This is a genomic window from Engelhardtia mirabilis, from assembly GCF_007748095.1.
Lineage (GTDB): Bacteria > Planctomycetota > UBA1135 > UBA1135.
This window is the reverse complement of the sequence record NZ_CP036287.1, coordinates 5,242,495-5,268,742: the sequence shown is the minus strand read 5'-3', so window position 1 is coordinate 5,268,742 and position 26,248 is coordinate 5,242,495. Positions and strand designations below refer to the sequence as shown.

Annotated in this window: 16 protein-coding genes, 2 tRNA genes, 3 rRNA genes and 2 pseudogenes; 20 read left to right on the top strand and 3 right to left on the bottom strand. The window is 65.7% G+C overall.

Going from position 1 to position 26,248, the window contains the following annotated elements; all coding sequences use genetic code 11:
* Nucleotides 1-351: 351 nt before the first annotated feature.
* From Pla133_RS19430 to Pla133_RS26865, 20 genes and pseudogenes are all read left to right on the top strand, one after another.
* Nucleotides 352-1,653: an NTP transferase domain-containing protein gene (locus tag Pla133_RS19430; protein ID WP_145068301.1), complete on the top strand. Its 1,302-nt coding sequence runs from the start codon at nucleotides 352-354 to the stop codon at nucleotides 1,651-1,653.
* Between the two features lie 459 nt (nucleotides 1,654-2,112).
* On the top strand, nucleotides 2,113-3,081 hold the full coding sequence (locus tag Pla133_RS19425; protein WP_145068299.1) for a ribose-phosphate diphosphokinase: 969 nt from the start codon (nucleotides 2,113-2,115) through the stop codon (nucleotides 3,079-3,081).
* 116 nt (nucleotides 3,082-3,197) lie between these two features.
* Complete coding sequence (locus tag Pla133_RS19420) at nucleotides 3,198-3,821, top strand: 50S ribosomal protein L25 (protein ID WP_145068297.1); 624 nt, start codon at nucleotides 3,198-3,200, stop codon at nucleotides 3,819-3,821.
* A 247-nt stretch (nucleotides 3,822-4,068) separates the two neighbouring features.
* On the top strand, nucleotides 4,069-4,710 hold the full coding sequence (gene pth / locus Pla133_RS19415; RefSeq protein WP_145068295.1) for an aminoacyl-tRNA hydrolase: 642 nt from the start codon (nucleotides 4,069-4,071) through the stop codon (nucleotides 4,708-4,710).
* A 32-nt stretch (nucleotides 4,711-4,742) separates the two neighbouring features.
* Complete coding sequence (rpsF, locus tag Pla133_RS19410; protein ID WP_145068293.1) at nucleotides 4,743-5,372, top strand: 30S ribosomal protein S6; 630 nt, start codon at nucleotides 4,743-4,745, stop codon at nucleotides 5,370-5,372.
* Nucleotides 5,369-5,578: a 30S ribosomal protein S18 gene (rpsR, locus tag Pla133_RS19405; RefSeq protein WP_145068291.1), complete on the top strand. Its 210-nt coding sequence runs from the start codon at nucleotides 5,369-5,371 to the stop codon at nucleotides 5,576-5,578. The genes rpsF and rpsR overlap by 4 nt, the downstream gene beginning before the upstream one ends.
* 15 nt (nucleotides 5,579-5,593) lie before the next feature.
* Nucleotides 5,594-6,055, top strand: a complete 462-nt coding sequence (gene rplI, locus Pla133_RS19400) for a 50S ribosomal protein L9 (protein WP_145068289.1) — start codon at nucleotides 5,594-5,596, stop codon at nucleotides 6,053-6,055.
* 357 nt (nucleotides 6,056-6,412) lie between these two features.
* Entirely contained in the window at nucleotides 6,413-7,786 is a 1,374-nt protein-coding gene (gene dnaB / locus Pla133_RS19395; RefSeq protein ID WP_419195405.1) for a replicative DNA helicase, read from the top strand.
* Between the two features lie 117 nt (nucleotides 7,787-7,903).
* Complete coding sequence (locus Pla133_RS19390) at nucleotides 7,904-10,483, top strand: BamA/OMP85 family outer membrane protein (RefSeq protein WP_145068285.1); 2,580 nt, start codon at nucleotides 7,904-7,906, stop codon at nucleotides 10,481-10,483.
* A 197-nt stretch (nucleotides 10,484-10,680) separates the two neighbouring features.
* On the top strand, nucleotides 10,681-11,718 hold the full coding sequence (gene lpxD / locus Pla133_RS19385; RefSeq protein WP_145068283.1) for a UDP-3-O-(3-hydroxymyristoyl)glucosamine N-acyltransferase: 1,038 nt from the start codon (nucleotides 10,681-10,683) through the stop codon (nucleotides 11,716-11,718).
* Nucleotides 11,715-13,004, top strand: a complete 1,290-nt coding sequence (lpxC, locus tag Pla133_RS19380) for a UDP-3-O-acyl-N-acetylglucosamine deacetylase (protein ID WP_145068281.1) — start codon at nucleotides 11,715-11,717, stop codon at nucleotides 13,002-13,004. Before lpxD ends, lpxC begins: the two co-directional genes overlap by 4 nt.
* Nucleotides 13,005-13,016: 12 nt before the next feature.
* Complete coding sequence (gene lpxA / locus Pla133_RS19375) at nucleotides 13,017-13,931, top strand: acyl-ACP--UDP-N-acetylglucosamine O-acyltransferase (RefSeq protein WP_145068278.1); 915 nt, start codon at nucleotides 13,017-13,019, stop codon at nucleotides 13,929-13,931.
* Nucleotides 13,928-14,959, top strand: a complete 1,032-nt coding sequence (locus Pla133_RS19370; protein ID WP_145068276.1) for a Gfo/Idh/MocA family protein — start codon at nucleotides 13,928-13,930, stop codon at nucleotides 14,957-14,959. Before lpxA ends, Pla133_RS19370 begins: the two co-directional genes overlap by 4 nt.
* Before the next feature lie 644 nt (nucleotides 14,960-15,603).
* Nucleotides 15,604-16,737, top strand: a complete 1,134-nt coding sequence (locus tag Pla133_RS19365) for a L,D-transpeptidase family protein (protein WP_419191739.1) — start codon at nucleotides 15,604-15,606, stop codon at nucleotides 16,735-16,737.
* 711 nt (nucleotides 16,738-17,448) lie between these two features.
* Nucleotides 17,449-18,984, top strand: a 16S ribosomal RNA gene (locus Pla133_RS19360).
* A 169-nt stretch (nucleotides 18,985-19,153) separates the two neighbouring features.
* A tRNA-Ile gene (locus Pla133_RS19355) sits at nucleotides 19,154-19,230 on the top strand.
* 78 nt (nucleotides 19,231-19,308) lie between these two features.
* Nucleotides 19,309-19,384 (top strand) — tRNA-Ala (locus tag Pla133_RS19350).
* Between the two features lie 176 nt (nucleotides 19,385-19,560).
* A 23S ribosomal RNA gene (locus Pla133_RS19345) occupies nucleotides 19,561-22,533 on the top strand.
* A gap of 120 nt (nucleotides 22,534-22,653) precedes the next feature.
* Nucleotides 22,654-22,760 (top strand): 5S ribosomal RNA (rrf, locus tag Pla133_RS19340).
* Together the 16S, 23S and 5S rRNA genes with 2 tRNA genes alongside form the textbook arrangement of a ribosomal RNA operon.
* Before the next feature lie 137 nt (nucleotides 22,761-22,897).
* Nucleotides 22,898-23,014 (top strand): annotated as a pseudogene (locus Pla133_RS26865) (transposase); the annotation flags it as partial.
* A gap of 48 nt (nucleotides 23,015-23,062) precedes the next feature.
* On the opposite strand, the pseudogene Pla133_RS19335 reads toward Pla133_RS26865, so the two are convergent.
* The 3 genes and pseudogenes from Pla133_RS19335 to lexA all read right to left on the bottom strand — a co-directional run.
* Nucleotides 23,063-24,287 (bottom strand): annotated as a pseudogene (locus Pla133_RS19335) (IS3 family transposase); the annotation flags it as partial.
* A 144-nt stretch (nucleotides 24,288-24,431) separates the two neighbouring features.
* The gene (locus Pla133_RS19325) at nucleotides 24,432-25,001 is read right to left on the bottom strand and encodes a transposase (RefSeq protein ID WP_145068268.1); all 570 of its coding nucleotides are present in this window, start codon (nucleotides 24,999-25,001) and stop codon (nucleotides 24,432-24,434) included.
* A 143-nt stretch (nucleotides 25,002-25,144) separates the two neighbouring features.
* Nucleotides 25,145-25,771: a transcriptional repressor LexA gene (gene lexA, locus Pla133_RS19320; RefSeq protein ID WP_145068266.1), complete on the bottom strand. Its 627-nt coding sequence runs from the start codon at nucleotides 25,769-25,771 to the stop codon at nucleotides 25,145-25,147.
* Nucleotides 25,772-26,248 lie beyond the last annotated feature (477 nt).

Genomic DNA, 26,248 nt, shown 5'->3' with positions numbered 1-26,248 from the left:
GGGAGAGCGATGTGGGAATTCTCTTGTCGGAGGGGGAGAGTGCGACGTCCGCCGCCCGCCGCGAGTGCGTCGGGAGAGGCGGATCGGAATCTGGACGGGCGGATCGGAGGGTAGGTTCCGTCCGTTCGCTCCGACGGCGCCGCCAGGGCGCTCCACGGCTTGACGGTTTCTGTAGGACTGCCTAGAACTGCCCCTCCGAAGCCCGACAGGGGCCGCCCCAGGTGGCCCGCGCCCTCGGCCGCGGGCTCCTAAGTGGTTTGAACTGAGCGGCTTGGGTGCATCGAGGTCGCTTCTGGCCGAGTGCCGGCGCTCGAACTCCCCCGCCCTGACCCTCTCCGACCCAGCTCCGCCATGACGCCGTCCCCGACCCATGCGGTCGCGATCCTTGCCGCCGGCAAGGGCACGCGCATGCGAAGCCCCTTGGCGAAGGTCTTACACCCCCTGTGCGGTCGACCGATGCTCCATTGGGTGCTCGATCAAGCGGCGGCGCTGGCACCCGGGAAGACCTTAATTGTGTTGGGCGACCGCTCGGAGGCCGTGGAGGCCTCGGCGGCGGCACACGAGGGGGCTGGTGGAACGACCCAGGCGATCGTGCGCCAGGAGCCGCAACTGGGGACGGGCCACGCCCTCCAATGCTGCTCGGAGCATTTGGCTGGGGGGGGCGGTGCCGTGGTCGTGCTCTACGGCGATATGCCGGCCCTGCGCCCCGAGACCCTGGTGGCGTTGGTCGAGGCTCGCCCCGAGGGCGGCGCCAGCTTGCTGGTGGCCGAACTGGAGGACCCCACCGGCTATGGTCGGATCCTCCGTGACCCCGCCCACCCTGAGCAGGTCGTCGGCATCGTCGAGGAGCGCGACGCATCGTCCGAGCAGCGGGCCCTGCGCGAGGTCAACGTGGGGGTCTACGCCCTGCCGGCCGAGGGTCTGCCCGAACGACTGGCGGCCCTTCGCAACGACAACGCCCAGGGCGAGTACTACCTGACGGATCTGATCGCGATGTTGGTCGCCGACGGCGCCCAGGTCCGCGCGGTGCCCCTGGCCGACCTCGGCGAGGCGCGGGGGGTCAACACCCTGGCGCAGTTGGGCGAGGCGCGGGCGATCGTCCAGGAGCGGATCCTCGAGCAGCACCTGGCCGCCGGAGTCCTGATCGAGGACCCGGCCACGACCTACATCGACCACGGCGTGACCATCGGCGCCGGGACCCACATCCTGCCCTGCACGGTCATTCGCAGCGGAGTCGTGATCGGCGCCGACTGTGAGGTCGGGCCGTTCAGCCACCTGCGGGTGGGCTCGACCCTCGAGGACGGCGCCGAGGTGGGCAATTTCACCGAGACCAAGAAGGCCACCCTTGGTCGTGGGGTCAAGGCCAAGCACCTGTCGTACCTCGGGGACGTGAATATCGGCGCAGGGACCAACATCGGTGCCGGGACGATCGTCGCCAACTACGATGGCAAGGCGAAGCACCACACGGAGATCGGCCCGGACGCCTTCGTCGGCAGCGGCAGCGTCCTGATCGCGCCCTCGACGGTGGGGCGTGGGGCCACGACCGGGGGCGGGGCGATCGTGACGCGGGGCTCGCAGATCCCCGACGGCGAAGTCTGGGTCGGGGTCCCGGCCCGCCCGATCCGTCGACGCGAGGGGGGCGAGGACCTGTGAGTCCAGCGCTCGCGATCGGCTGGCCCCTGGCGCTCGCTCCTGCACCTGGGCGGGTCTCGGCCGGGCGCGGCGGGCCGGTCTGTAGCACTCCCCGGTCGCCGCTGCGCGTCGTTGCGAGCGTCGTGGCGGATGGGCGCCATCGACGCACCTCGCCCGCATCGATCGCCAGGGTCCGAGGCCAGCACGCCCAGACGGCGGCCCTCGGCCGCCTCTCGCCCGCCGACGTCACCTTACGAGGCCGACCCGTCCTCAGCGGGGCGTGAAGCTCCGCCCGCGGGGGCTCAGTCTGCATGGCACCGTCAGCTGTCGAGTTGGACGCACTAGCCGCCGACGACCGGACCTCAGCGGGGTGCCCCGCCCAATTTCTGATCCGGGACACTTGTTCACCGGCTGATCGCCCATCGAGGCGCTGCTTCTCGATACCGTCTCCGCTCGTCCCCCCCCCAACCCGCCCACCGGATGCCCCCCTCCGAGCCCGTGTTCGCGACTCGCAAGAAGATCCAGTTGATCGCCGGCAACGCCCACCGCGCCCTGGCGGAGGCGATCTCGACGGAGATGAACGTGCCCCTCTGCGACGCGCACGTGGGGCGTTTCCCGGACGGCGAGATCGACATCAAGATCGACGACGACGTGCGCGGCACCGATTGCTTCGTGCTGCAGCCGACCTGCCCGCCGGTCAACGAGAACTGGATCGAGCTGCTGCTGCTGATCGACTGCCTGCGACGTGCGTCGGCCGGGCGGATCACCGCGGTGATGCCGTACTACGGCTACGCGCGCAAGGATCGCAAGGACGAGGGGCGCGTGCCGATCAGCGCGAAGGTCGTGGCCAACACCCTGACCCGCTCGGGCGCCGACCGGGTGCTGACCGTGGACATGCACGCGGCCCAGATCCAGGGCTTCTACGACGTGCCCGTCGATCACCTCTACGCCAAGCCGGTGATGATCGAGGAGATCATCAAGCTCGGCATCGAGAACCCGGTCGTGGTCACGCCGGACGTGGGTGGGATCAAGATGGCGCGGTCCTACGCCAAGGTCCTGGACGCCGATCTCGCGATCGTCGACAAGCGTCGCATCTCCGGCGCCGAGGTCGCGGTGGAGCACGTGATCGGCGACGTCAAGGGGCGCAACGTGATCATCGTCGACGACATGATCTCGACCGGCGGCTCGATCTCCGGCGCGGCGGACATCCTCAAGAAGCACGGTGCCAAGCAAGTGGTGATCTGCGTGACGCACGCGGTCTTCTGCGGCCCTGCCGTCGAACGGCTGACGGCCTGCGCAGCCGACCACGTGTTGGTCACCGACACGATCCCGCAGCGCGTCGAGGGCCAGCCGGCGAAGCTGCGCGTCGTCTCCGTGGCGCCGTTGATCGGCCGCGCGCTGCTCAACATCCATGAGAGCAAGTCGGTGAGCGAGCTCTTCGGGGACTGACTTCCGACCGACTGCGCGCCAACTGCTCGAGCCTCGACCGCACGAACACCGGCCGCCCCGCAGTGGGGCAGTCGACCGACCCTCCCTGTCGTCATGAACCATCCGGGGAACACAAGATGAGCAACACTCTCAAAGGCCAAGTCCGCGAGCGACTCGGCAGCCGCCACTGTCGCCAACTCCGTCAGCAAGGACTGCTGCCGATCAGCGTCCAGGGCGGGGGCAAGCCCAACGCCGACCTGTCGGTCAGCCTCGACGAATTCCAGGCCGCGCGTCGCCACCACGAGCGCATGTTCGACATCGAGGTCGCGGGCGGCACCAACGAGACCGCCGTCGTGCGGGAGATCCAGTGGGACTCGCTGGGCGAGAACCTGATCCACGTCGAACTCCAGCGGGTCACCCGCGGGGTCGAGATGGAGGCCGAGATCGACGTCACCTTCGTCAACCAGTTCCGCGGTGGGGTGCTCAACGTGACCCACTCGACGATCATGGTGCGCTCGATCCCCTCGCTGCTGCCCGACGTGCTCGAGGTGCGCGCCGACCTGCTCGAGATCGAGCACTTCCTCTTCGCCCGCGATCTGAAGCTGCCGGAGGGCGTCAGCCTGGCCAGCGACCCCGATCAGGAGATCGCGGTGGTGGTCGGTGCCGAGGGCGAGGAAGCCGACGCCGAGGGCGCCGAGGAGGACGAGGACGCGGCCAGCGTTCCGAAGGTCGGGGAGAAGCCCAAGCCCAGCGACGACTGAGCCCAGGGTGGGCGGCGCCTAGGCCCGAGCGGGACCGGCACGCGGCCCACCCGAGTTCGAGCGGTCCCCCGATCCGGGGCGACCGCACGGGATCGGGGGCGCCCGTCGCTTGCGCGACGGCGCCCCCGCCTCTATTCTCTTCGCCCCCGTCACGGAGCCGTCGCTCCGTCGCGGAGCCCTCGTGGTCGCCGGTCGCGACCCCGAATCGGCGTAGGAGCAGTGCTCCACGAGGAACCACGCAGCATCCATGAGGATCCTGATCGGACTGGGTAACCCCGGACCCGAATACGTGGGAACTCGCCACAACGTCGGATTCGAGGTCATCGAACGGCTGGCGCTGCACGAGGGTCTGGTCTTTGAGTCGAGCCGTGCCCTGGAGCGATCCGGGGCGCTCCCGTCGGTCGGGTCCCAATCCCCCGGGGCCCGAACGGGTTATCGAGGCCCGCGGATGCGTGCTGCGCTGTCGTTCGATCCGGACGCCTGCCTGGTGCAACCGCTGACCTTCATGAATCGATCGGGAGAGGTCGTCGCACCGCTGCTGGCCTGGGCCGGCGCCGAGCCGCAGGAAGCCATGGTCGTCTACGACGACATGGACCTGCCGCTGGGTGGCCTGCGCCTGAGGGCCGGTGGGGGCCACGGCGGTCACAACGGCATGCGCTCCATCATCGACGTTCTCGGTACGAACGCCTTCCCTCGCCTCAGGGTCGGAATCGGCCGGACGTCTGCCGATGCGGCGCGTCATGTGCTTTCGAAGTTCGATCCGCAGGAGCGGGTCGAGATCGACATCTCGATCGCCGAAGCCGGCGAAGCCGCTCTCGAGTGGCTACGCGGCGGAGACATCGAGGGGTGCATGACGCGGTTCCACAGCCGCTGGTCCCAGGGGAGCTGAACCCCCCTCTACATCACCCACGAGGTGCAATCATGAGTCTCTACGAAGGCATGTTCCTGATCGACAACGACCTCGTGCGTGAGGGCTGGCCCTCCGCGAAGGCCGTCGTCACCGCCGCGCTCGAGAAGCACGGCGCAACCATCCACACCGCTCGGCGGTGGGACGAGCGCGCCCTGGCCTACCCGATCAAGGGACGCCGCCGGGCGACGTTCCTGTTGACCTTCTTCGAGTTGGACGGTCAGAACCACCCGGAGCTGCGGCGCGATCTCGAGATCAATGACCACGTGCTGCGCTACCTGATCACCAGCGTCCCCGCGTTGCCCGAGACCGAGGCCGAAGCTGCCCAGGTCGAGAGCTCCGAGGACTTCATCGTGCCCCCGCCCCCGGCCGACGATTCCGGCTCCTACCGCCCGATCCAGGGCGTCGATTCGGACAACGACGACAGCGACGACGACGATGACGACCTGTCGTTGGACGACGACGATGACGACGACGGCGGGAGGACCCGCACGGTAACCTCGAGTCGCAAGAAGACTGCGGAGGCCAAGGAGTCCGGCGGTGACAAGGAAGCCGGCGGTGACAAGGAAGCCGGCGGTGACAAGGAAGCCGGCGGTGGCGCCGAGCCCGCGGCGGTCTCGTCCGACAAGGAGAAGTCCCAATGAAGCGCGCACCCCGCAAGCCGACGGTGATCGTCCACAAGACGGACACCCTCGACTACAAGAACCTCGAGCTGTTGGCCAAGTGCATCGGCCCCCAGGGGCAGATCCTCAGCCGTCGCCGTACGGGTCTCACGACCAAGCGTCAACGGGAGCTCAAGCAGGCTCTCAAGCGCGCTCGCCACTTGAGTCTGCTGCCGTTCGTCGGCTGATCGGAGGCATCTGAAGTGAAGAACGTTGAAATCCTTCTGCGGGAGAACGTCCGCAACCTCGGCAAGGTCGGTGACGTGGTCAAGGTCGCTCCTGGCTACGCCCGCAACTACCTGCTCCCGCACGGCTACGCGATTCAGGCCACGCCTGAGAACGTGCGTGCACTCGAGCGTCGCCGCCAGCGCTTGGACGCTGAAGAGGCGCAGCGCGCCGCGAAGATCGAGGCCGTCGTCAACGAGATGGGTGGCCTGCGGGTCGAGACGGCTCAGCGGGCCGACGATACCGGGACCCTCTACGGCTCGGTGAGTGCGGCGCTGATCGCGGACCTCCTGGAAGCCTCCGGGCACGCCATCGACGAGCGTCGGATCCGACTGGAATCCCCGCTCAAGAGCGTCGGCGAGCACATCGTCGAAGTGCATGTGCACGGCGACCGCACGGCCAACGTGACGGTGGCCATCACTGCTCTGGGTGATGCCTGACCGGTAGATGCGCTCCGGCAACGCCTGATTCGCTCGGCGGGTCATGGAACGCTCGAGCGCGTACGCGAGCCCTGACAGGCTCCGCGTTCCGAACCGATCGGCAGCTCGACTGCCCCGCGGGCCGAGCCCGCACCTGGCTTCAGGTGCGGGCTCGGCTGCGTTCGGGTCCGTGCCATTCGAGGACGTACTCGTCAGCGTCTTCGAGGCCGAAGTCGTTGTCGGCGATCGTCGAGCTACCGGGCCCCGGCCTCCGTGCCGAAGGCGGGGGGCAGTTCCACGTCCGCCATCGGAAGGGTGCGGCTGCCACCGCGCGGCGGCTATCATGCGCCGCCCCGGTGGGCTGCAGCGATGACCGAGATGGACTCCAGCGGAAAGACGCCGCCCCACAACCTCGACGCCGAGCGCGCCTTGCTCGGAGCATTGCTGCTCGACCCCGAGCGCGTGCCCGAGGTGGCCGAGGACCTGTCCGGTCGTGACTTCTACGACCGCCGTCACGGCAAGATCTTCGACGCGCTCGTGCGTCTCGGAGAGCAGGGCCTGCCGATCGACTACGTGACCTTGGGAGAGGCTCTGCGTGCGGCCGGCGATTTCGCGACTGTCGGTGGCGCCGAGGCCCTGGTCGAGCTCGGCTCCGGGGTGACCAGCGCCGCCCTGCTCGTGCACCACCAGCGCATCGTCTCGGAGACGTCGATGCTGCGCGAGTTGATCGGCGAGTGCACCGACATCGTCGCGGAGGCCTATCAGACCCGCCCCGACGGGGAATCGGTGCAGTCCCTGGTCGACTCCAGCGAGCACCGCATCTTCCGCATCGCCAGCGCGCGCGAGGGCGGCCAGGCGATCTCGATCCGCGACACGATCACCGAGACCTTCCGGCGCCTGGACGCCATGTCCGGCGACGGCGAGCTGACCGGCCTGACCACAGGCTACTACGAGCTGGACGAGATGCTCTCGGGGCTCAACAAGGGCGAGCTCTTGATCGTCGCGGCGCGACCGTCGATGGGCAAGACGGCCTTCGCGCTGAACCTGCTCGAGAACGCGGCCATGTCGCAGCCGGCTTGGATGGACCGGCCTCCGACGGTGCTCATGTACAGCCTCGAGATGGGGCGCCAGTCGCTGGTGACGCGGATGCTCTGCTCGCGAGCGCGGGTGCCGGCGCATCTGTTGCGGCGCGGGCGGATTCCCGCGGATCAGCGCCCGCTGCTCACGACCGCTGCCGACGAGCTGCAACGCGCGCGCATCCACATCGACGACAGCCCCGGCATCTCGATGATGTCCGTGCGCAGCCGCGCGCGTCGACTGAAGGCCCGCGAGGGCCTCGACCTGGTCGTGGTCGACTACCTCCAACTGCTCAGCTTCCCGCGCTCGGAGAGCCGGCAGCAGGAGATCAGCAACATCTCGCGGTCCCTCAAGGAGCTGTCGCGCGAACTGGAGATCCCGGTCATCGCGTTGGCGCAGCTCTCGCGCGCCGTCGAGAGTCGCGATCCCCCGCGACCGCAGCTGGCCGACCTGCGCGAATCGGGATCGATCGAGCAGGACGCCGACGTGGTGATGATGCTCTATCGCCCCGAGTACTACGCCAAGTACCGCACCGACGAGAATGCCGGCGTGGCCGAGGTGATCGTGGCCAAGCAGCGCAACGGCCCTACGGGTGACGTGCGCCTGCAGTTCTTCCCACAACACATGCGTTTCGAGAACCGGGCCCCCTCCGGCATCGAGCAGGTGGTGCTCTGAGCGCGTGACGTCGACTTTCGAAGTGCAATCGGTTCCGGCTCGCATCGTGCAGCCGGGCCTGGTGGGGGCGCCCCGGGCGTTCGATTCACGCATGTCCGCGCTGGCCCCGACTCGTCCATGAGGTTCCTCCGACTCGATCGCGGCGCGGCACGGGCCCTGGCGTGCCTGGGCCTCTTGGGTACTCCGGCCATGGCCGTCGCCGTGCAGGTTCCGCCCTCCGACGGACTCCAGGGGCAAGCGGCAGCGCAGCCCCAGGTCGTGCCCGCGGTGGTAGCGATCGACGTCTACGGGCACCGCCGAGTCTCCGCCGATCAGATTCGAGCCGCCTTCGCCCAGAAGGTCGGCGCGCCCTACGACGAGTCGATGATCGCCCGTGGCATCGAGGTGCTCTGGCGAACCTTCGGCGTGCGTGCCGAGGTCAGTCGGCAGGAGCTCGAGAACGGCGTGCGCCTGCGGATCGACGTGACCGAGGTGCCCTTCGACTTCACCCCGCGCTTCGAGGGCAACGAGCGCGTGGACACCCGCGACCTGCTCGAGTGGGCCGACCTGGCCGAGGGGGGCGAGCTCTACCAATTCGAGATCCCGCGGGTACAGCGCGCCCTGGAGGAGGCCTACACGCGCGAGGGCTACCACTTCGCCGTCGTCCGGGCCGTCGAGCGAGACCTGGGGGAGGGGCGTATCGACGTCGTCTTCGAGATCGATGAGGGGCCCCTGGTCTGCGTCGAGGACCTCGTCATCCACGGCAACGAATCGCTGCCCGACCGGGGTTTCCTTTTCTGGCGCGAGGGTCTGCGGGCCGAGGCCCGGCCCCAGTTGCGTGCTCCGGTCTTCTTCGGCCTGTTCGGCAAGGCCTTCGATCGCAACGTGCTAGAGGCCGACCTGATCGCCATCCGTGAGGCCTACCGTCGAGAGGGCTACCTGGATGCGGTGGTGCAGCTCGAACAACTGGAGTTCAACGAGGGGCGCGACTGGGTGACGATCCACTTGCGCGTCGACGAAGGGGCGCAGTTCACGGTCGGGTCCGTCCGCATCGAAGGTTACGACGAGCAACTCGACCCGACCGGCACGCGCCTGCGGACGGTTCCGACCGAGCTGCTGATCCCCGAGGACGAGCTGCTCGAGCTCTGTGAGCTGAAGACGGGGGCGACCTACAGCCAACTGCTGATCGACATCGACCAGCGCGCGCTCCGCGACCGCTATGGGCGCGATGGGCACGTGGCCCATCGGACCATGCCCCTGGGCGACCGCTGGCGCTTCCTGCCTCCGGAACTCAACTACGACCTCGAGACCAGCACGGTGGACGTGGTCTACCGCTTGGCCCAGGGTCGCGAGCAGTTCATCCGCGAAGTGCGGCTGACCGGAAACGCGTCCACCCGCGATCGCGTGCTGCGCTCACGCATCTCGATCCAGCCGGGCGATGTGGCCGATCTGGTCGAGATCGACCGGTCCCTGCAGCGCATTCGCTCGACGGGGTACTTCTCGACGCGCTTCAACATCGCGAACCATCCGGAGCCGATCTACCAGTTCGTCGCCACCGAGGAGCCCAACTACAAGGATCTCGAGTTCATCGTCGAGGAAGGTGACCTGATCCAGGTGGACTTCGGGATCCAGTACGGCGCCGACAGCGGCGGCGCCGCGAGCATCGGGTTGTCGTTCAACAACTTCGACATCAGCCGGCCGCCCTCCTGGAACAGCCCCTTCTCGGACATCTACTCGGGCAGGGCCCTGCGCGGTGCGGGGCAGACCTTCAACCTGTTCGCCAGTCCGGGTACCGAGGAATCGACCTACCAGATCTCGTTCACCGAGCCGGACCTCTTCGCGCGGCACTACGACCGCATCGGTCTCAGCGCGAGTCTCGGCCGGCGCCTGCGGTCCTACTCCAGTCACACGGAGCGGCATGACTACTGGTCCTTGGACCTCACCCGCGCGCTGACCCAGGACACCCGGGTGTCGATCGGCTTCAGCGCGGACGAGGTGCTGATCGATGACCTGGCCACGGGCGGCGAGCCGTCGATCACCGACCCGCTGGGCGTGCCGGACCTCTTGGGCGACGAGCAGGGTCACAACACCTACAACGCGGTCACCCTCGGCATGCGCTACGGTCGTTCGAACCGCGCGTTGCAGCCGGACTTCGGCTTCCTGACCCAGGGCAACCTGAAGGTCTACAGCAACCTGTGGGGCAGCGACGGTGATTGGTCGGAGCTCACGGGGCTGTTCGAGAAGTACGGGCGATTCGATCCGATCGAGTCGACCTGGGGTTACCGGGTGCGCACGCGGGCGGGGGTCGCGCAGACCTACGGCGACACCGACAACGTGCCATTCAGTCAGCGCTTCTTCCTGGGCGGGTCGTCGCTGATGCGCGGCTTTGCCCTGCGGGGCGTCGGCCCGATCGACGACGGCTTCTCGATCGGTGGCGAGACTTACGTGGCCGGCAGCCTCGACGTCTACTACCCGCTGGTGCGTCAACCGATCCCCGGCACCCTCGAGGAGCGTGACGTGCTTCGTATCGGCACCTTCGTCGACGCGGCGATCCTCGACCCGGACGAGTTCCAGCTCGATCCCAACGAGCTGCGAGTGTCGGCGGGCTTCACCTTCGGGGTCCTGGTGCCGATCCCCATCACGCTCAGCTTCGGGTTCCCGGTGCGCGCGCAGGACGAGGACCTGGAGCGGGTCTTCTCGCTCAACTTCTTCATCTGACCGGGCTGGGTCGAGCAGACCTGGCCGGGTTGCCTCGACCGGGCGGGGGCCTCGAGCCTTGCCCGGCTCGCCGCCCCTGAGCCGCCTGCCAGGCCCGTGTTGCCTGACCTCGGGCGCTAGATCGCCGCGGCGGGCTGCCCTATCCTGACGCGGCTCGGTCCGGTGGCTGCCATCCTCCAGGCCCGCCCTTCCAACCCATGTCCGCCCGCTCCCTCTCCGAGATCGCCGAGCTCTGCGGCGCCGACCTCCACGGCGACGGCACCCTCGTCGTCACCGGTCCCGCATCCCTGGCGACGGCCGGGCCGGACCAGGTCAGCTTCTTGGGGCACCCGAAGTATGCGGCCGGACTCGAGTCCACGCGGGCGGCGGCCGTGCTGGTCGGCCGGTCGCTTCAGGTCGATCGCGCCGATCTCAACTTGCTGCGGGTGGACGACCCCGGCCGGGCCTTCACGGCCGTGATCCAAGCCTTCGTCGAGCCTCGGCCGGCGCCTGTGCCGGGGATTCACCCGGCTGCGACCGTCGATCCCTCGGCGACCATCGACCCCACCGCGACTGTCGGTCCGGGGTGCGTGGTCGAAGCCGGGGCCACGGTAGGCGCCCGCACCGTGCTGCGGGCCCAGGTCTTCGTCGGGGTCGATTGCAGCCTGGGACACGACACGGTGGTCGAGCCCAATGTGACCCTCTACGCGGGCACGACGGTCGGCGATCGCTGCCTGATCCATGCGGGAGCAGTGATCGGTTCCGATGGCTTCGGGTTCGATCCCACGGCCCAGGGCTGGGTCAAGGTGCCGCAGGTCGGTACGGTCGCCGTCGAGGACGACGTCGAGATCGGCGCGAACACGACGATCGACCGGGCGCGCTTCGGTCAGACCCGCATCGGCCAGGGGTCGAAGATCGACAACCTTGTGCAGGTGGCCCACAACGTCGAGCTGGGGCGCTCGGTGCTGCTCGTCTCCCAGTCGGGGATCGCGGGCTCGACCAGGTTGGGAGACATGGTGATCGTCGCCGGCCAGGCGGGCATTGGTGGGCATGTGGAGATCGCCTCGGGCGTGCGCGTAGGCGGCGGGGCCGGCGTCTTCGGCGACCTCCTGGTCCCCGGCGACTACGCCGGAACGCCCGCGCGGCCGCGTACCGAGAGCATGCGCCGGTTGGGCGTTCCCGGCCGAGTGGACCGCCTGATGGAGCGAATGCGAATGCTCGAAGCTCGTTTGGACCGTCAGGAGGCGGGCGAATGAGGCTCCAACGCACCCTCAAGACGGCTGTCGAGTTCTCGGGCATCGGGCTCCACTCGGGCGAGCGGATCGATGCCCGGGTGCTCCCGGCACCGCCCGGGACGGGGGTCGAGTTCATCCGCACCGACCTCTCCGACGCTCCGCCCATTCCGGCCCATATCGCCTACCGCTCGCCCAAGGAGCGGCGCACGCGACTTCAGCGCGGTTCCGCGCAGGTCGACACGGTCGAGCACCTGTTGGCGGCCTGTTCCGGCCTGCAGGTGGACAACCTCGTCGTCGAGTTGTCGGGTCAGGAGATGCCGGGCATGGACGGCTCCAGCCTGCCCTTCGTGGAGTTGTTGCAGCGCGCCGGCTTCGCCGAGCAACGCAGTCCGGCCCGGGTCTTCCGGCTGGACGAGCCGATCTACGTTCGCGAGGGCGACGCGACCCTGGTGGCCCTGCCCTCCGACGAGCCGAGCCTGACCCTCCAGTACGTGGCCTCGTTCAACGAGCCCGGGGTCAGCGGCGGCTCGATCACCTGTCGCGTCGACGCCGAGAGCTTCGTGCGCGACATCGCGCCCGCTCGGACCTTCTGCCTGGCCAGCGAGGTCGAGGCACTGCAGGCAGCCGGGCTGGGCAAGGGCGCTACGCGCGAGAACACCGTGGTGCTCGGTGATCCGGAGGCGACCATGCGGGTGGCCGACGAGCCGGTGCGGCACAAGCTGCTCGACCTCTTGGGGGACCTACACCTCTTGGGTGCGGAGCTGCATGCCCACGTGATCGCCACGCGATCCGGACACGCTCTCAACGCCGAGCTGGTTCGCCGCCTCCAAGACCGGATGCAGAAGCTCGAGACGGGCGGCTTCATCACGCGCGAGTCTGGGCTCGACATCAGCGAGGTGATGAAGATGCTGCCGCATCGCTATCCCTTCCTGCTGATCGATCGAGTGTTGGAGATCGACGGCTACAGCCGGGCGGTAGCCATCAAGAACGTGTCCATCAACGAGCCCTTCTTCGTAGGTCACTTCCCCGATGCGCCGATCATGCCCGGGGTCCTGCAGCTGGAGGCCATGGCCCAACTGGCCGGCGTTCTGATCCTCCGCAAGATGGAGAACACCGGCAAACTCGCAGCCCTGTGGGCTATCGACAAGGTCAAGCTCCGCGGGCGGGTCGTACCCGGAGACCAACTGCGGCTGGAGGTCGAGACGACGCGCATGAAGGGCGAGATCGCCCAGGTGCGCGGAACCGCTTCGGTGGCTGGCAAGACGGTCTCCGAGGCCGTTCTGACCTTCACCATGATCGACGCCTGAGCGCGCACACCCATGAGTACCCAAGTCCACGAAACGGCGATCCTCGGCGAGGGGGTGGAGCTCGGCGAGGAGGTCAAGATCGGCCCCTACTGCGTGATTGCGCCCGGGACCCGGATCGGCGATCGAACCGAGATCGGACCCCAGGTCGCGATCGAGGGGCTGGCGACGATCGGTGTGGACAACATCATCGGGCCCAAGGTCAACATCAGCGGCGTGACCGTGATCGGCGATCACAACGTGATCTTCGGTCAGGCATCCCTGGGGACCGCGCCGCAGGACTTCTCCTACCGTGGAGAGGCGACCTGCCTGCACATCGGCGACCGCAACACGATTCGCGAGTTCGTCACGATCAACCGCGGCACGGTCAAGGGTGGCGGCTACACGCGCATCGGCTCCGACTGCCTGCTGATGGCCTGCTGCCACGTGGCCCACGACTGCGACCTCGACGACCACGTGATCATGGGCAACAACTCGCTGCTCGCCGGACACGTCAAGGTGGAGCTGCGCGCCAACATCTCCGGAGCTGCAGCGGCGCACCACTTCGTGACCATCGGCGCCTACTCCTACGTGGGCGGAATGACCCGCATGATCCACGACATCCCGCCCTTCATGATCGTCGAGGGCCACCCGAGTCGCGTGCGGGGCGTCAACAGCATCGGGCTGCAGCGCGCGGGCATCGACGAGGCCAACGTGCGAGCCCTGCGCGAGGCCTTCAAGGACATCTACAGGGCCACCGGGACCCGCGGGGAGGCACTCGATCGCCTGGCCGACATGTCCGACGACCCGCAGGTGCTGCGGCTGGTCGAAGCGCTCAGGCTCACGGCGACCTCGCAGAGGGGCCGCTACCGGGAGACGCTGCGGGATGAGTTCAGCCGCCTCGGCCGGGCTCGGATCCTCGGCGAAACGACGGCGGGGCTGGGCGATTGAGTCATCCCGAGTTCGCGTGGGAGGGGCGACCCCTGCGGGTTGCGGTCGTCGGCGGTGGACATCTCGGCACGTTCCACAGCCGGATCTATGCCGCCCATCCGGGAGCGGAGCTGGTTGCGATCGTCGATCTCGATGTGAAGCGGGCCGAGGCCCTGGCCCGGGAGTTGGGATGTGTGGCGGCAGCCGACATCTCGGAACTACCCGGGGACCTGGACGCCGCGAGCGTCGTGGTCTCGACACCCGCCCATGCCGCGGTGGCCGTGCCGCTGCTCGAGCGGGGGATCCCCTGTCTGGTCGAGAAGCCCCTGGCCGAGTCCCTGGCCAGCGCCGACGCGATTCTGGCGGCGGCCGAGCGCTCGGGTGCGGCAGTGGCGGTCGGGCACGTGGAGCGCTTCCAGCCCGGGTTGCGGCGGGTGCGCGAAATGGGCTTGGCGCCGCGTTTCATCGAGTCGCACCGCCTGACGGCCTTCAGCCTGCGCAGCAGCGAGGTGGGGGTGGTGCACGACCTGATGATCCACGACCTCGACCTGGTCCTCGACGCCGTCGGATCCCAGGTGGTCGACTTCGACGCCACCGGGGGGCGGATCCTGACCGAGCACGAGGACATCGCCTCCGTCCGGCTGATCTTCGAGAACGGTGCGCGGGCCAGCCTCACGGCGAGTCGCGTGTCCCTCTCACCCATGCGGCGCTACCGGATGTTCGGCCCGGATAGCTACGTGAGCCTCGACTTCACCAAGAACTACGGCCTGGTGGTTCGCAAGGGCCCCAACTGGTCCTCGGACCGAGCCAGCCTCGCGGCGCTCGCGGAGGGTGCCATGGCCGGCCGTATCGACGTGGTGGAGCAGGGGTTGCTCGAGATGGAGGAGCTGGAGCTGGCGGGCGAGCAGCAGCCGCTCCAGGCGGAACTCGACGCATTCCTGCGTGCGGTACGGGACGGCACCGAGCACGAGGTCGACGGTCGCGACGGTCGTCGGGCCCTCGAGCTCGCAGAGCGCATCACCGACCGCATCCGCAGCCAGGAGTGGTAGCGCCGCATCCGCGCCCAAGGTGCGGATCGGTTGCGAACCCGGCTCCTCGGGCGGTTTAGGACGAATCGACGCTCGACGCAGGGATCGAGGGCCTCTGCAGCTTCTCTCCCCCGGAGAGGGGGGCTAGATTGAGGCCGGAAGCCCACCTGGCCGCGCAGGTGTATCGGTCGAAGCCCCTGTTCCTAATGTGCGCGATCTGGGCCCACCTCGACTAGCGCGGCAACCCCGCGCGGTGTCGGGCCCACCTGAACCGAGAGGTTCAGGGCCGAGCCGACACGGCACGGCCGGGTTCTTCCATCTCTCTCACTGTTCTCGACCGCCCAGGGGCCCCTAGGGCCAACGCCGCCCGTCCGCGAGGATCGGCGGCCCGCGACCTCGCGGAGGGCGAACTCCGACCCAAGCCGCACCTCATGCGCATTCTGGTCGTCCTGATCCTGTCGGGAGCCGCCGTCTGGGCGTTCCTGAAGCTCTTCCCCTCCACCCAGGCTGCCGGTCCCGAAGGGCTCGGCGCGGGAGCCCAAGCGGCCGTCGTGGGGGTCGAGGACCCGGGCGGCAATCGCGCGAGACCGACGCGCGCGGCTCCTGGGCCAGCGCCAGCCGACGGGCGCCCACCGCGCTCTGAGGGGTCGGGGACCGGTGGCCAGATGAGGGCCAGGGAGGGGGCGGCCCCGCGACTCGACCAGGTCGAGAGCAGCCCCTTCTCGCGCGCCTCGGTCGAAGCGGCCGAGGCAGCATCGCGGGAAGTGGAGGTCGCAGCAGCCCTGGCACACGGCGCCGACCAGCGGGCGCTGCAGCTCGCCTCGAGTCAGCTCGATGCGGCAAGTGCCAACGCGGTGCGCGCTTTCACGGAAGCGCTCGGCGGCGAGCGAGCAGCTGCGGAGCAACGCGCGCTGGCCATCGCCGAGAGTGGCGCCGTACCGTCGCGTATGAAGCAGCTCGTCGCGGCCTCGCTCGGAGCCGTCGCCTTCCCGTTGCCCGACGCGGCTGACGTGTCACCCCTCGAGCGTGCGATGGACATGCGACTGCACGCGGCCGCGGCGGAGCACGCACTCGATGCTGGGCGTTACGGCGAGGCGAGCGTGCTCATCGGGCGGGTGCTCCAAATGGAGCTAGATGCCGAATGGGACCCTTCTGTGCAGTCTCTGACCGAATGGTCGAACACGCTGCACGCCGCGGAGCGACGACACCGCTGGGATCCGCAAGGCGACTGGGAGTCGATCGACGTTCAAGTGCGTCAGGGCGACAGCCTCGTCGCTATCCGCAAGCGCGTGCTCGCAGATCATCCCGACCTGCACCTCTCGACGGGCCTCATCGCGCGCTCGAACGGCATGGAGTTCGACGACTACCTGCGCGAGGGGCAGACCCTGCGAATCCCCGTCGAACCCGTCAGCGTCTTGGTCGATGTGGGCGCGCGATGGATGCTCTACTTCATCGGCAACGAGGTCGTGGAGTCCTTTCATGTGGGGGTCGGGCGCGAGGGGGCGGAGACGATCCTCGGCACCTTCGAGGCGGGGCAGAAGATCCCCGAACCGCCGTGGTGGCGCCGCGGGCAGGAGCCGGTCCCTTACGGCGATCCCAAGAACCCCCTCGGTACCCGCTGGATCGGCTGGCGAGTCCCCGGAGAGGCCGACGACACCAGCTACGGCTTCCACGGGACCTGGGAACCACAGAGCATCGGGACCGCCTCCAGCGAGGGGTGCGTGCGCATGGTCAACGACCGAGTCGAGCTCCTGTTCGAGATCCTCCCCATGGGGGCGGAGATCCTGGTCCGACCCTGAGGTCGCCCCAGAATGTGGCCATCGAGGGGCGGGTCGCGCGTGGGCGCGACTCGCCCCTCCGGCGTTCGGGGGCCATTCCGAGCCGGAATCCGGCCTCCGGCAGCACCCACGCGGCCATTATAAACGTCTGCTCTGCATGCCTTTACCGGCGCGAGGCAATCGCCCAGAAGCTCTCCCACTGCAACCCGACCCAAGCCTGTCGTCCCCCGGTTGGCGCCCGGCTGATGGCGGAAGGGGAGAACGAGGCCTCCGGAGTACCCCCGGAGTGCCCCCCCGAAAGGACGTCTCGGGCATCCAGCCCGCGAATGGGCGAGTAACGCCACGATCTAAGCCAAGCGCGGGCAGCGCTTTATGGAATCTGATCAGAGCCTGCCCCTTTTTCCCCTCCACGAGGTTGACCCACCGGCCGCGATCCCTACTATCTCCCCTCCCTGACACGCGGCGCAGCGCTCACCAGCGCGGCCCACCAGGCTCCGAACGGCCCCCACGGGGTGCCGAGCGAGGCCAAGTCAGGAAGGCCACAGTGGCTCACGCCACCGTCGCCCGGGACCCCACAACGGTCGATGCATCTCGAGAGAGAAGTGCGCCGACCGGTTCTTTGAAAACAAGGTGACCTCGATCCTAAGCGAGCAATAAGAGGGTCGATCAGCAGAGGCGGCAGAAATGCCGACCGATGACTGGCGACCCACTCCAAAAAGTCAGAACGAAACCTTCTTGAAGGGTTTGATCCTGGCTCAGAACGAACGTTGGCGGTGTGGATTAGGCATGCAAGTCGCGCGTGAAAGCCTTCGGGTGAGTAAAGCGGCGAACGGGTGAGTAACACGTAATCAACCTACCCCTGAGACTGGAATAGCCACTGGAAACGGTGGGTAATGCCGGATGGTCTGGCGCGGAGGCATCTCTGCGCTAGTAAACGGTCCGCTGCTCAGGGAGGGGATTGCGGGCTATTAGCTTGTTGGTGGGGTAATGGCCTACCAAGGCGATGATGGCTAGCGGGTCTGAGAGGATGATCCGTCACACTGGGACTGAGACACTGCCCAGACTCCTACGGGAGGCTGCAGTCGAGAATCTTCCGCAATGGGCGAAAGCCTGACGGAGCGACACCGCGTGTAGGATGAAGGCCCTCGGGTTGTAAACTACTGTCACGCTATAGGAACAGCTCTTCGGAGCCTGACCAAAGCGAGAGGAAGCACCGGCTAACTCCGTGCCAGCAGCCGCGGTAAGACGGAGGGTGCAAACGTTGTTCGGAATCACTGGGCATAAAGCGCACGTAGGCGGCCCGTTAAGTCCGATGTGAAATGCCACGGCTCAACCGTGGAACTGCATCGGATACTGGCGGGCTCGAGGATGGTTGGGGTGAGTGGAACTCCAGGTGGAGCGGTGAAATGCGTAGATATCTGGAGGAACACCGGTGGCGAAAGCGGCTCACTGGACCATCACTGACGCTGAGGTGCGAAAGCTAGGGTAGCGAACGGGATTAGATACCCCGGTAGTCCTAGCCGTAAACGATGGGCACTAGGTAGGGGGAACACCTATGGTTTTCCCTGCCGGAGCTAATGTGTTAAGTGCCCCGCCTGGGGAGTACGCTCGCAAGGGTAAAACTCAAAGGAATTGACGGGGGCTCACACAAGCGGTGGAGCATGTGGTTTAATTCGAAGCAACGCGAAGAACCTTACCTGGCCTTGACATGCATGGATTAGCTTCGTGAAAGCGGAGTAACGGCTCCTTCGGGAGCAGGAACATGCACAGGTGTTGCATGGCTGTCGTCAGCTCGTGTCGTGAGATGTTGGGTTAAGTCCCGTAACGAGCGCAACCCCTATCGTTAGTTGCCAACAGGTAATGCTGGGGACTCTAGCGAGACTGCCGCTGTCAAGGCGGAGGAAGGTGGGGACGACGTCAAGTCATCATGGCCCTTATGGCCAGGGCTACACACGTGCTACAATGGCCTGTACAGAGGGTACCGAGACCGCAAGGTGGAGGCAATCCCAGAAAGCAGGCCCCAGTTCGGATTGCAGGCTGCAATTCGCCTGCATGAAGCCGGAATCGCTAGTAATCGCGTATCAGCCATGACGCGGTGAATATGTTCCTGAGCCTTGTACACACTGCCCGTCAAGCCACGGAAGCGAGGAGTGCTCGAAGTCGTTATGCCTAACCCTCGGGAGGGCGACGCCGAAAGCAAGCCTCGTGACTGGGACTAAGTCGTAACAAGGTAGCCGTAGGGGAACCTGCGGCTGGATCACCTCCTTTCTAACGGAAAAGTTAGATCTTCCACTTAGGTGGGAGATGAGCATAGGATTGTTCGCGCGGGATCGAGGTCACCCCTTCCACACCACTCGCCCGGAGTGTAGGCAAGCGTCGCTTGTGGGCAGCAACTGCTGTCCACGCCAGAAGCGACGCTAGCGTCGTCTACCACCTCGGGCCTGTAGCTCAGTTGGTTAGAGCGTCCGCCTGATAAGCGGGAGGTCACTGGTTCAAGTCCAGTCAGGCCCACCACCCCGGTGGCCGCTTCCGATGGATGTTGAACCGCCTGGTCGTCCCGAGCTGGAGGCTGCCTTTTGGCTGTCGCTGACCGGGGGCGTAGCTCAGTTGGTAGAGCACCTGGTTTGCAACCAGGCGGTCATGGGTTCGAATCCCTTCGCCTCCACCATACCGGCGGCGAAGAGACCGGCTCGGCCTCCTGAACTGGGCTGTCTCGAGTGTTCGATCCAAGATCGGCGAGTGGTGAGTCACGTCCAAGCGACCCCCGAGTGGGATTTCGCCTGGACGGTTCTTTGAAAACAAGGTGAGGTGGCGCGTGGCAGAACCACGAGTAAACAAGAGCGTGGATAAGCTACGAAGAGTACATGGCGGATGCCTAGGCGTTCAGCGCCGACGAAGGACGTGGCTAAGCTGCGATAAGCTTCGGTGAGCCGCTAAGCAGGCTTTGACCCGGAGATGTCCGAGATCGGGAAACCGACCAGAGCTAGTCCTCTGGTGTCGCGTAAGCGACGGGAACGCAGGGAACTGAAACATCTAAGTACCTGCAGGAAAGGAAAGAAACCTCGACTCCCTCAGTAGCGGCGAGCGAACGGGGAAGAGCCTAAACCGATGAAGTGTCAAGAGTGCGATCGTTGCTTCATCGGGGTCGTGGGATTCACAGGGCGAGCGCAACAGCCCAAGAGAGTTACAAAGTTATTCGTTAGGAGAACGGCATGGGAAGGCCGGCCGCAGAGGGTGACAGCCCCGTAACCGAAAACGAATAGCCTCTCGTGAAGATCCCGAGTAGCGCCAGACACGTGAAACCTGGTGTGAATCAGCGGGGACCACCCCGTAAGGCTAAGTACGTCTGAACGACCGATAGCGCAATAGTAGCGTGAGCGAAAGGTGAAAAGTACCCCTGTTAGGGGAGTGAAATAGTACCTGAAACCATGTACTTACAAGCGGTCGAAGGCCTATGGCCCCTCGGGGCAATGGCTGACGGCGTGCCTTTTGCATAATGATCCGGCGAGTTACTCTGTTCGGCAAGGTTAAGGGCCTCAGGTCCGGAGCCGAAGGGAAACCGAGTGTGAATAGCGCGACATGAGTCGAGCGGAGTAGACCCGAAAGCGAGTGATCTATCCATGGGCAGGCTGAAGCGGATGTAACAGTCCGTGGAGGGCCGAACGGGTATAGGTTGAAAACTGTTCCGATGACCTGTGGATTGGAGTGAAAGGCTAATCAAACTCGCAGATAGCTGGTTCTCCCCGAAATAGCTTTCGGGCTAGCCTCTGGTAATAGTCAATGGGGGTAGAGCTACTGAATGGGATAGGGGCCTTTCGAGGTACCCTACTCAATCAAACTCCGAATACCATTGACCGTATCCAGGGAGTCAGTCTATGGGCGATAAGGTCCGTGGACGAGAGGGAAACAACCCAGACCACCGGCTAAGGTCCCCAATGAGTGCTAAGTGTAGTAAAGGAAGTGAAGTCTCGAAGACATCCAGGATGTTGGCTTAGAAGCAGCCATCATTTAAAGAGTGCGTAATAGCTCACTGGTCGAGAGGCTTTGCGCCGAAAATGAACGGGACTCAAGCACTCAACCGAAGCCGTGGCTTGTGTGAAGACGTGTGCTTCATGCAGGGGTAGGGGAGCGTTCCGCATGAGTGAAGGGTGACGGTAACGACACCTGGACGTGCAGGAAGTGATTATGCCGGAATAAGTAGCGATAAAGCAGGTGAGAATCCTGCTCGCCGTAAACCCAAGGGTTCCTGGGCACGGTAAATCCGCCCAGGGTTAGTCGGACCCTAAGGCGAGGCCGAAAGGCGTAGCCGATGGATTACAGGTTAATATTCCTGTACCACCAGATCGCGTTTGACCAATGGGGTGACGCGGGAGGAAAAGTAATCGCACTGTCAGACATGTGCGTGTAAGCCCGAGGGTGGCATGTAGGCAAATCCGCATGCGGAATCCCAGAGGTGATGCCGAGCTCATAAGAGCGAAGTTACTGGACTGACCGCCAAGAAAAACCTCTAGGGAGTGACTCTGGTGTCCGTACCAAAACCGACACAGGTGGGTGGGGTGAGAATCCTAAGGCGCTCGAGAGAACTGCTGTCAAGGAACTCGGCAAAATTAACCCGTAACTTAGGGATAAGGGTTGCCCCCCGGCGTGTAGTCCTTCGCGGATGAAGCGCTAGGGGGCCGCAGAGAAATGGTCCTGGCAACTGTTTACTAAAAACACAGGTCTGTGCTAAGTCTTAAAGACGCTGTATACAGACTGACGCCTGCCCAATGCCGGTAGGTTAAGAGGAGGGGTTAGCTTCGGCGAAGCTCTGAATCGAAGCCCCGGTGAATGGCGGCCGTAACTATGACGGTCCTAAGGTAGCGAAGTTCCTTGTCGGGTAAGTTCCGACCCGCACGAAAGGCGTAATGACTGGGACACTGTCTCGACAGCAGACTCGGCGAAATTGTAGCCGTGGTGAAGATGCCACGTTCCCGCGCCAAGACGGAAAGACCCCGTGAACCTTTACTGCAGCCTGATATTGGGGCTTGTCATGTAGTGCGTAGCATAGGTGGGAGACGTTGAAGCTGGGCTCTTGGGCCTGGTGGAGTCATTAGTGAAATACCACTCTCTGCATGATAGGTCTCTAACGCGATACCATGAATCTGGGTCGCGAACAGTGTCAGGTGGGTAGTTTGGCTGGGGCGGTCTCCTCCGAAAGAGTAACGGAGGAGCGCGATGGTACACTCAGCGTGGTTAGCAATCACGCAAAGAGCGCAAGGGTATAAGTGTGCCTGACTGCAAGAGATATACCTCGAGCAGATACGAAAGTAGGTCCTAGTGATCCGGCGGATTCCGAGTGGAAGGGCCGTCGCTCATCAGATAAAAGGTACTCCGGGGATAACAGGCTGATCTCCCCCAAGAGTTCATATCGACGGGGAGGTTTGGCACCTCGATGTCGGCTCGTCGCATCCTGGGGCTGAAGGCGGTCCCAAGGGTTTGGCTGTTCGCCAATTAAAGCGGCACGTGAGCTGGGTTTAGACCGTCGTGAGACAGGTCGGTCCCTATCTGGCGTGGGTGTAGGATGACTGAGGAGGTTTGCCCCTAGTACGAGAGGATTGGGGTGGACGACCCTCTGGTGCGCCAGTTATCACGCTAGTGGTACAGCTGGGTAGCTACGGTCGGAACGGATAAGCGCTGAATGCATCTAAGCGCGAAGCCCTCTCCAAGACGAGTCATCCCTATCAGTCCCCTGGGAGACTACCAGGTTGATAGGCCGGCGGTGTAAGCACGGTGACGTGTTGAGCTTACCGGTACTAATCGGACGATCGGCTTATCTACTCTTCCCCATTGGTACGACGGCTTCGGCTAAGTGCTGCTGGTGAAGGGAGCTCATGAACTCCCTGCGCGCGCCACCTCACCACCTTCACCCCATCCGCTCCGGCGGCTGGGGATAGTACTCCCGGTGACCATAGGCTCCTGGCCATACCCGTTCCCATCCCGAACACGGTCGTCAAGCAGGAGCTGCCGATGATATTGCGAAAGCGAGAAAGTAGGTATCGCCGGGGTTTCTCAACGAGCCCCCGAGGGCATAGCCCTCGGGGGCTCGTCTCGTTTAACTCGGCGGTCAGGGGCGGTCTGGCCAACCGGAGCCACGGGCCAGGCTATGCTGGCAGGTGCCAGGAGGAGGGGCATCAGTAGCCAGATGAAGCGCAAACGCAGGAGGTAAAGCGCCGAGTTCAAGGCGCGAGTCGCGATGGAGGCACTCAAGGGCATCAAGCCGGTGCACCAGATCGCGGCTGAGAACGAGATCCACCCTGTAGCGGCCTGAGTTTCCCGGACACAAGTGTGTCTTGTTGACGGTTGAGGATCAGGCCGCCGCGACGAGGGCGGCCCTTGCTTGGTTCGGGGTGCGGTACCCGTGACGGGCGAGGATCCAGGACTCGTTGTAGGTGTGCTGGAAGTCGAGCAGCGCGAGGCGGAGCTCCTCGACGGTGCGGAAGTCGCGGACCCAGAGCAGCTGCTCCTCGAGGGTCCGCATGAATCGCTCGGCCGTGCCGTTGCCTTCGGGCTGGCGGACGAAGCTCGGGCTGGATTCGATTCCCAGGAAGTTGAGCTGCGCCTGAAAGGCGCGCGACATGTACTGCGTGCCGTGGTCGTGGCGCAGCGCAAGTCCGGCGGCGACGTCCTGCTCGACCTCGCCGAAGCGCGCCCGGACCGCCTGGTTGATCGGCTCGAGCGCCTCGTAGCGGTTGCCGCGAGAAGCGGCATGGATGCCGACGATCTCGCCGGTGCAGTGGTCGATGGCGACGAAGACCCGCGCCTGGCCCTCGTCGAGCGTCAGGGTCTGAGTTGCGTCGGTGCCCCACATTTCGTCGGGGCGATCGGTGGTGATCCGGCCGTCGTGCACCTGCGGGCCGCGCGCGCGCCCGACGCGGGTCGGGCTGAGCAGGCCGTACTCGCGCATGACGCGCAGCACGCGGTCACGACCGACGTGGATGTCCAGTCTGCGCAGGCGGGCGTGGGTCTTGCGGTACCCCTCGCCGCGGATGCCGCAATCGGCCTCGAGCTGGGCATAGAGGTCCCGGATCGCGTCGGCCAGCTCGGCGTCAGAGATCGCTGGGCGAGGGCCACGTCGTCGAGGCGTGACGTTCGAGTCTCGGCGATCACGCCATTCTAGAGAGTCGACCGACCGATCTCCCAGGCTCGGCAAACCAGCGTGACGTCGTAGGTGCGATTCTCGGAGGACGAGAGCGTCACGCTCACCGTTTCGACCTCCGCTGGGCCGGGGGGAGCCCGGCCTCCAGCTTGTGGCAGTGCTCGTACAGGAGCTCGATCTCCATCGCCTGCTTCCCGACCTTCGCCTGAAGGCGACGGCGCTCTTCGTCGAAAGCCTCCTGCTCGTCCTGCTCGGGGCGACCCTTCAAACCGGCCTCTGCGCCGGCCAGGAAGGCGTCGCGCCACTCGGCCAGCTTGGCCGCCGTCTGCTGCGTCTCGCGCGACAGCGCGCCGATGCTCTCGCCCTTCAGCAGACGGACCACGATTTCGGCCTTGCGGCGCGAAGACCAGCGCTGGGGGACATCGGGCGGGGCGGCTGCCGGCTCCTCTCCGGTCGGCCTACGGCCTCCCTCGGAGGTGCCGGGCTGCGAACTGCTCGGCTTTGCCGGGTGCAACGGGTCTGCGGACATCGGGTGCTCCAGGGTCATCTCCAGGTGCCATCAAAGGCGGGCTGCCGGCCCTTAGCGGGTGTCCGGAGAAACTGGGGGGCGCACCAGACGGAAGAAGATCGGGAGCGCGGCGCCTCGCTCACGATCCCACGGCAGAGGAATCCTGATCGCCAGCACGACCCAGTTGTGGCCGCAGGAGAGCCGGCTCCATCCTCGGCTGGAGTTCGCGCCGTCGTGGTGCATCGCGACGCCGAAGATCCTCGGACCTCCGCGGTGGCAGAGCGTGTCATCGATCAAGGCTTCGACCAAGTCAGGGAGCCAAGGCTCGGCCAGCTTCAGGATGACGGCTCCCAGGTCGTCGGGGCTCCACTTGGCTCGCGACAGGAAGCGGTGAAAGCATGAAAAGTGCTTCGATCCCACCGCACCGCCGGCCTGGATCATCCGCGTAATCTGATGCGAGCCCCGGCACGTGATCCAGCCCACGACCAAGGACGTGAAGCTCTCGAAGCTGGGCCGCGCGAAGCAGCCGGAGAACAGGAACAGGAGATCCCGCAGCGACGTCGGGATACCATCTACCAGCGCGCTCCGCCTTCGGTGTTGTTTTGACTTCACACCGATGACATCGCGGGGCGGGGCGCGCATCTTGCCCACTGCCTCTCGGCACCATCGCCGGTTCTTAACTCTGGGAAGGCGCCCCTTCTGACCCCGGCAAATGGCCTTTCAAAAGGGCGAATTCCCAGGCTAGCGATGCTCGAATCACCCGCTTGGCTCGGTCGAGGCGTCGCTCAGCTTCGCCGACCGTAGCGCCGCATGACGCCGAGGACGACACCTCGGATCTCGAGGTGAGGTGTGTAGATCGGCTCCATGGATGCGTTGGCGGGCTCCAGGCGGAAGCCGGATTTGGTGCGGAAGAGGCGCTTCAGGGTCGCTTCTTCGCCGGGCAGGACGGCGACCACGGTCGCACCATCGGGCGCGGAAGAGCACTTCTCGACCATGACGAGGTCGCCGTCGTGGATACCGTCCTCGATCATGGAGTTGCCTTGGACTCGGAGGGCGTAGACATCGGCCCCACTGGGGATCCAGTCCCTGATGCTGAACGTTTCCGGGTCCTCGATGGTCGCGACGGGTGAGCCTGCTGCGATTCGGCCGATGATCGGAATCTGATCATCGGTGGAAGGGGCGACGTCATCAGGGTCGACGATCCGGAGCCCGCGGGAGATTCCGGGCGCAGCGCGCACGAGGACTCCCTTGCGTTCTAGCTCGGCTACGTGTCCGAAGATGGTGACCTTGTTGAGGCCGAACTCCTGGGCGACCTCCTCAAGCGTGGGGCTGATCCCGTTCTCGGTGGTGTACTTCGCAAAGAAGTCGAGGATCTGTCGCTGGCGTCGAGTGAGGGGGGGGAGGGTTGCCATAGGGGATCAGCTTTTGGGGGGGGGGGCGAGTGTTCGTGTGGATGGACACTCGTTGAGGTTGGCATCTACTCGCCGAGTCGGCAGGTGGGCGCCGTTTCCGGACCGGAGTCTTGCTGGAGTCAGCGGTCGACTTCCTGGTGGGGTAGGCAGATGCGGGGGTCGTCGAACGAATTGCAGAACCCAGCGGCATTCTCGCCCTGGGTCCTGTGCAGCGTTGCTGCGGTCTTCTTCGGCTCTGCCGTCGACACCGTTGGCTGATCCTCTCGGGAGAGGATCAGATCACGAAGGTGCTGGCGACGAGGACGCCGAAGAAGGCGAGGCTAAGCGCCTCTCCGAGGCGCTCTTCGATTCGTTGGACCATCCTGGAACCCCTTGCTTGATCTGGTCGAGGTCGCGGGCGATGGCTGGCCGCGGATGGCCCGCGGCGCCGGTCGTCGCCCGACTCGAGATTCGGTGAGTCCGCTGACTGGAGGGACA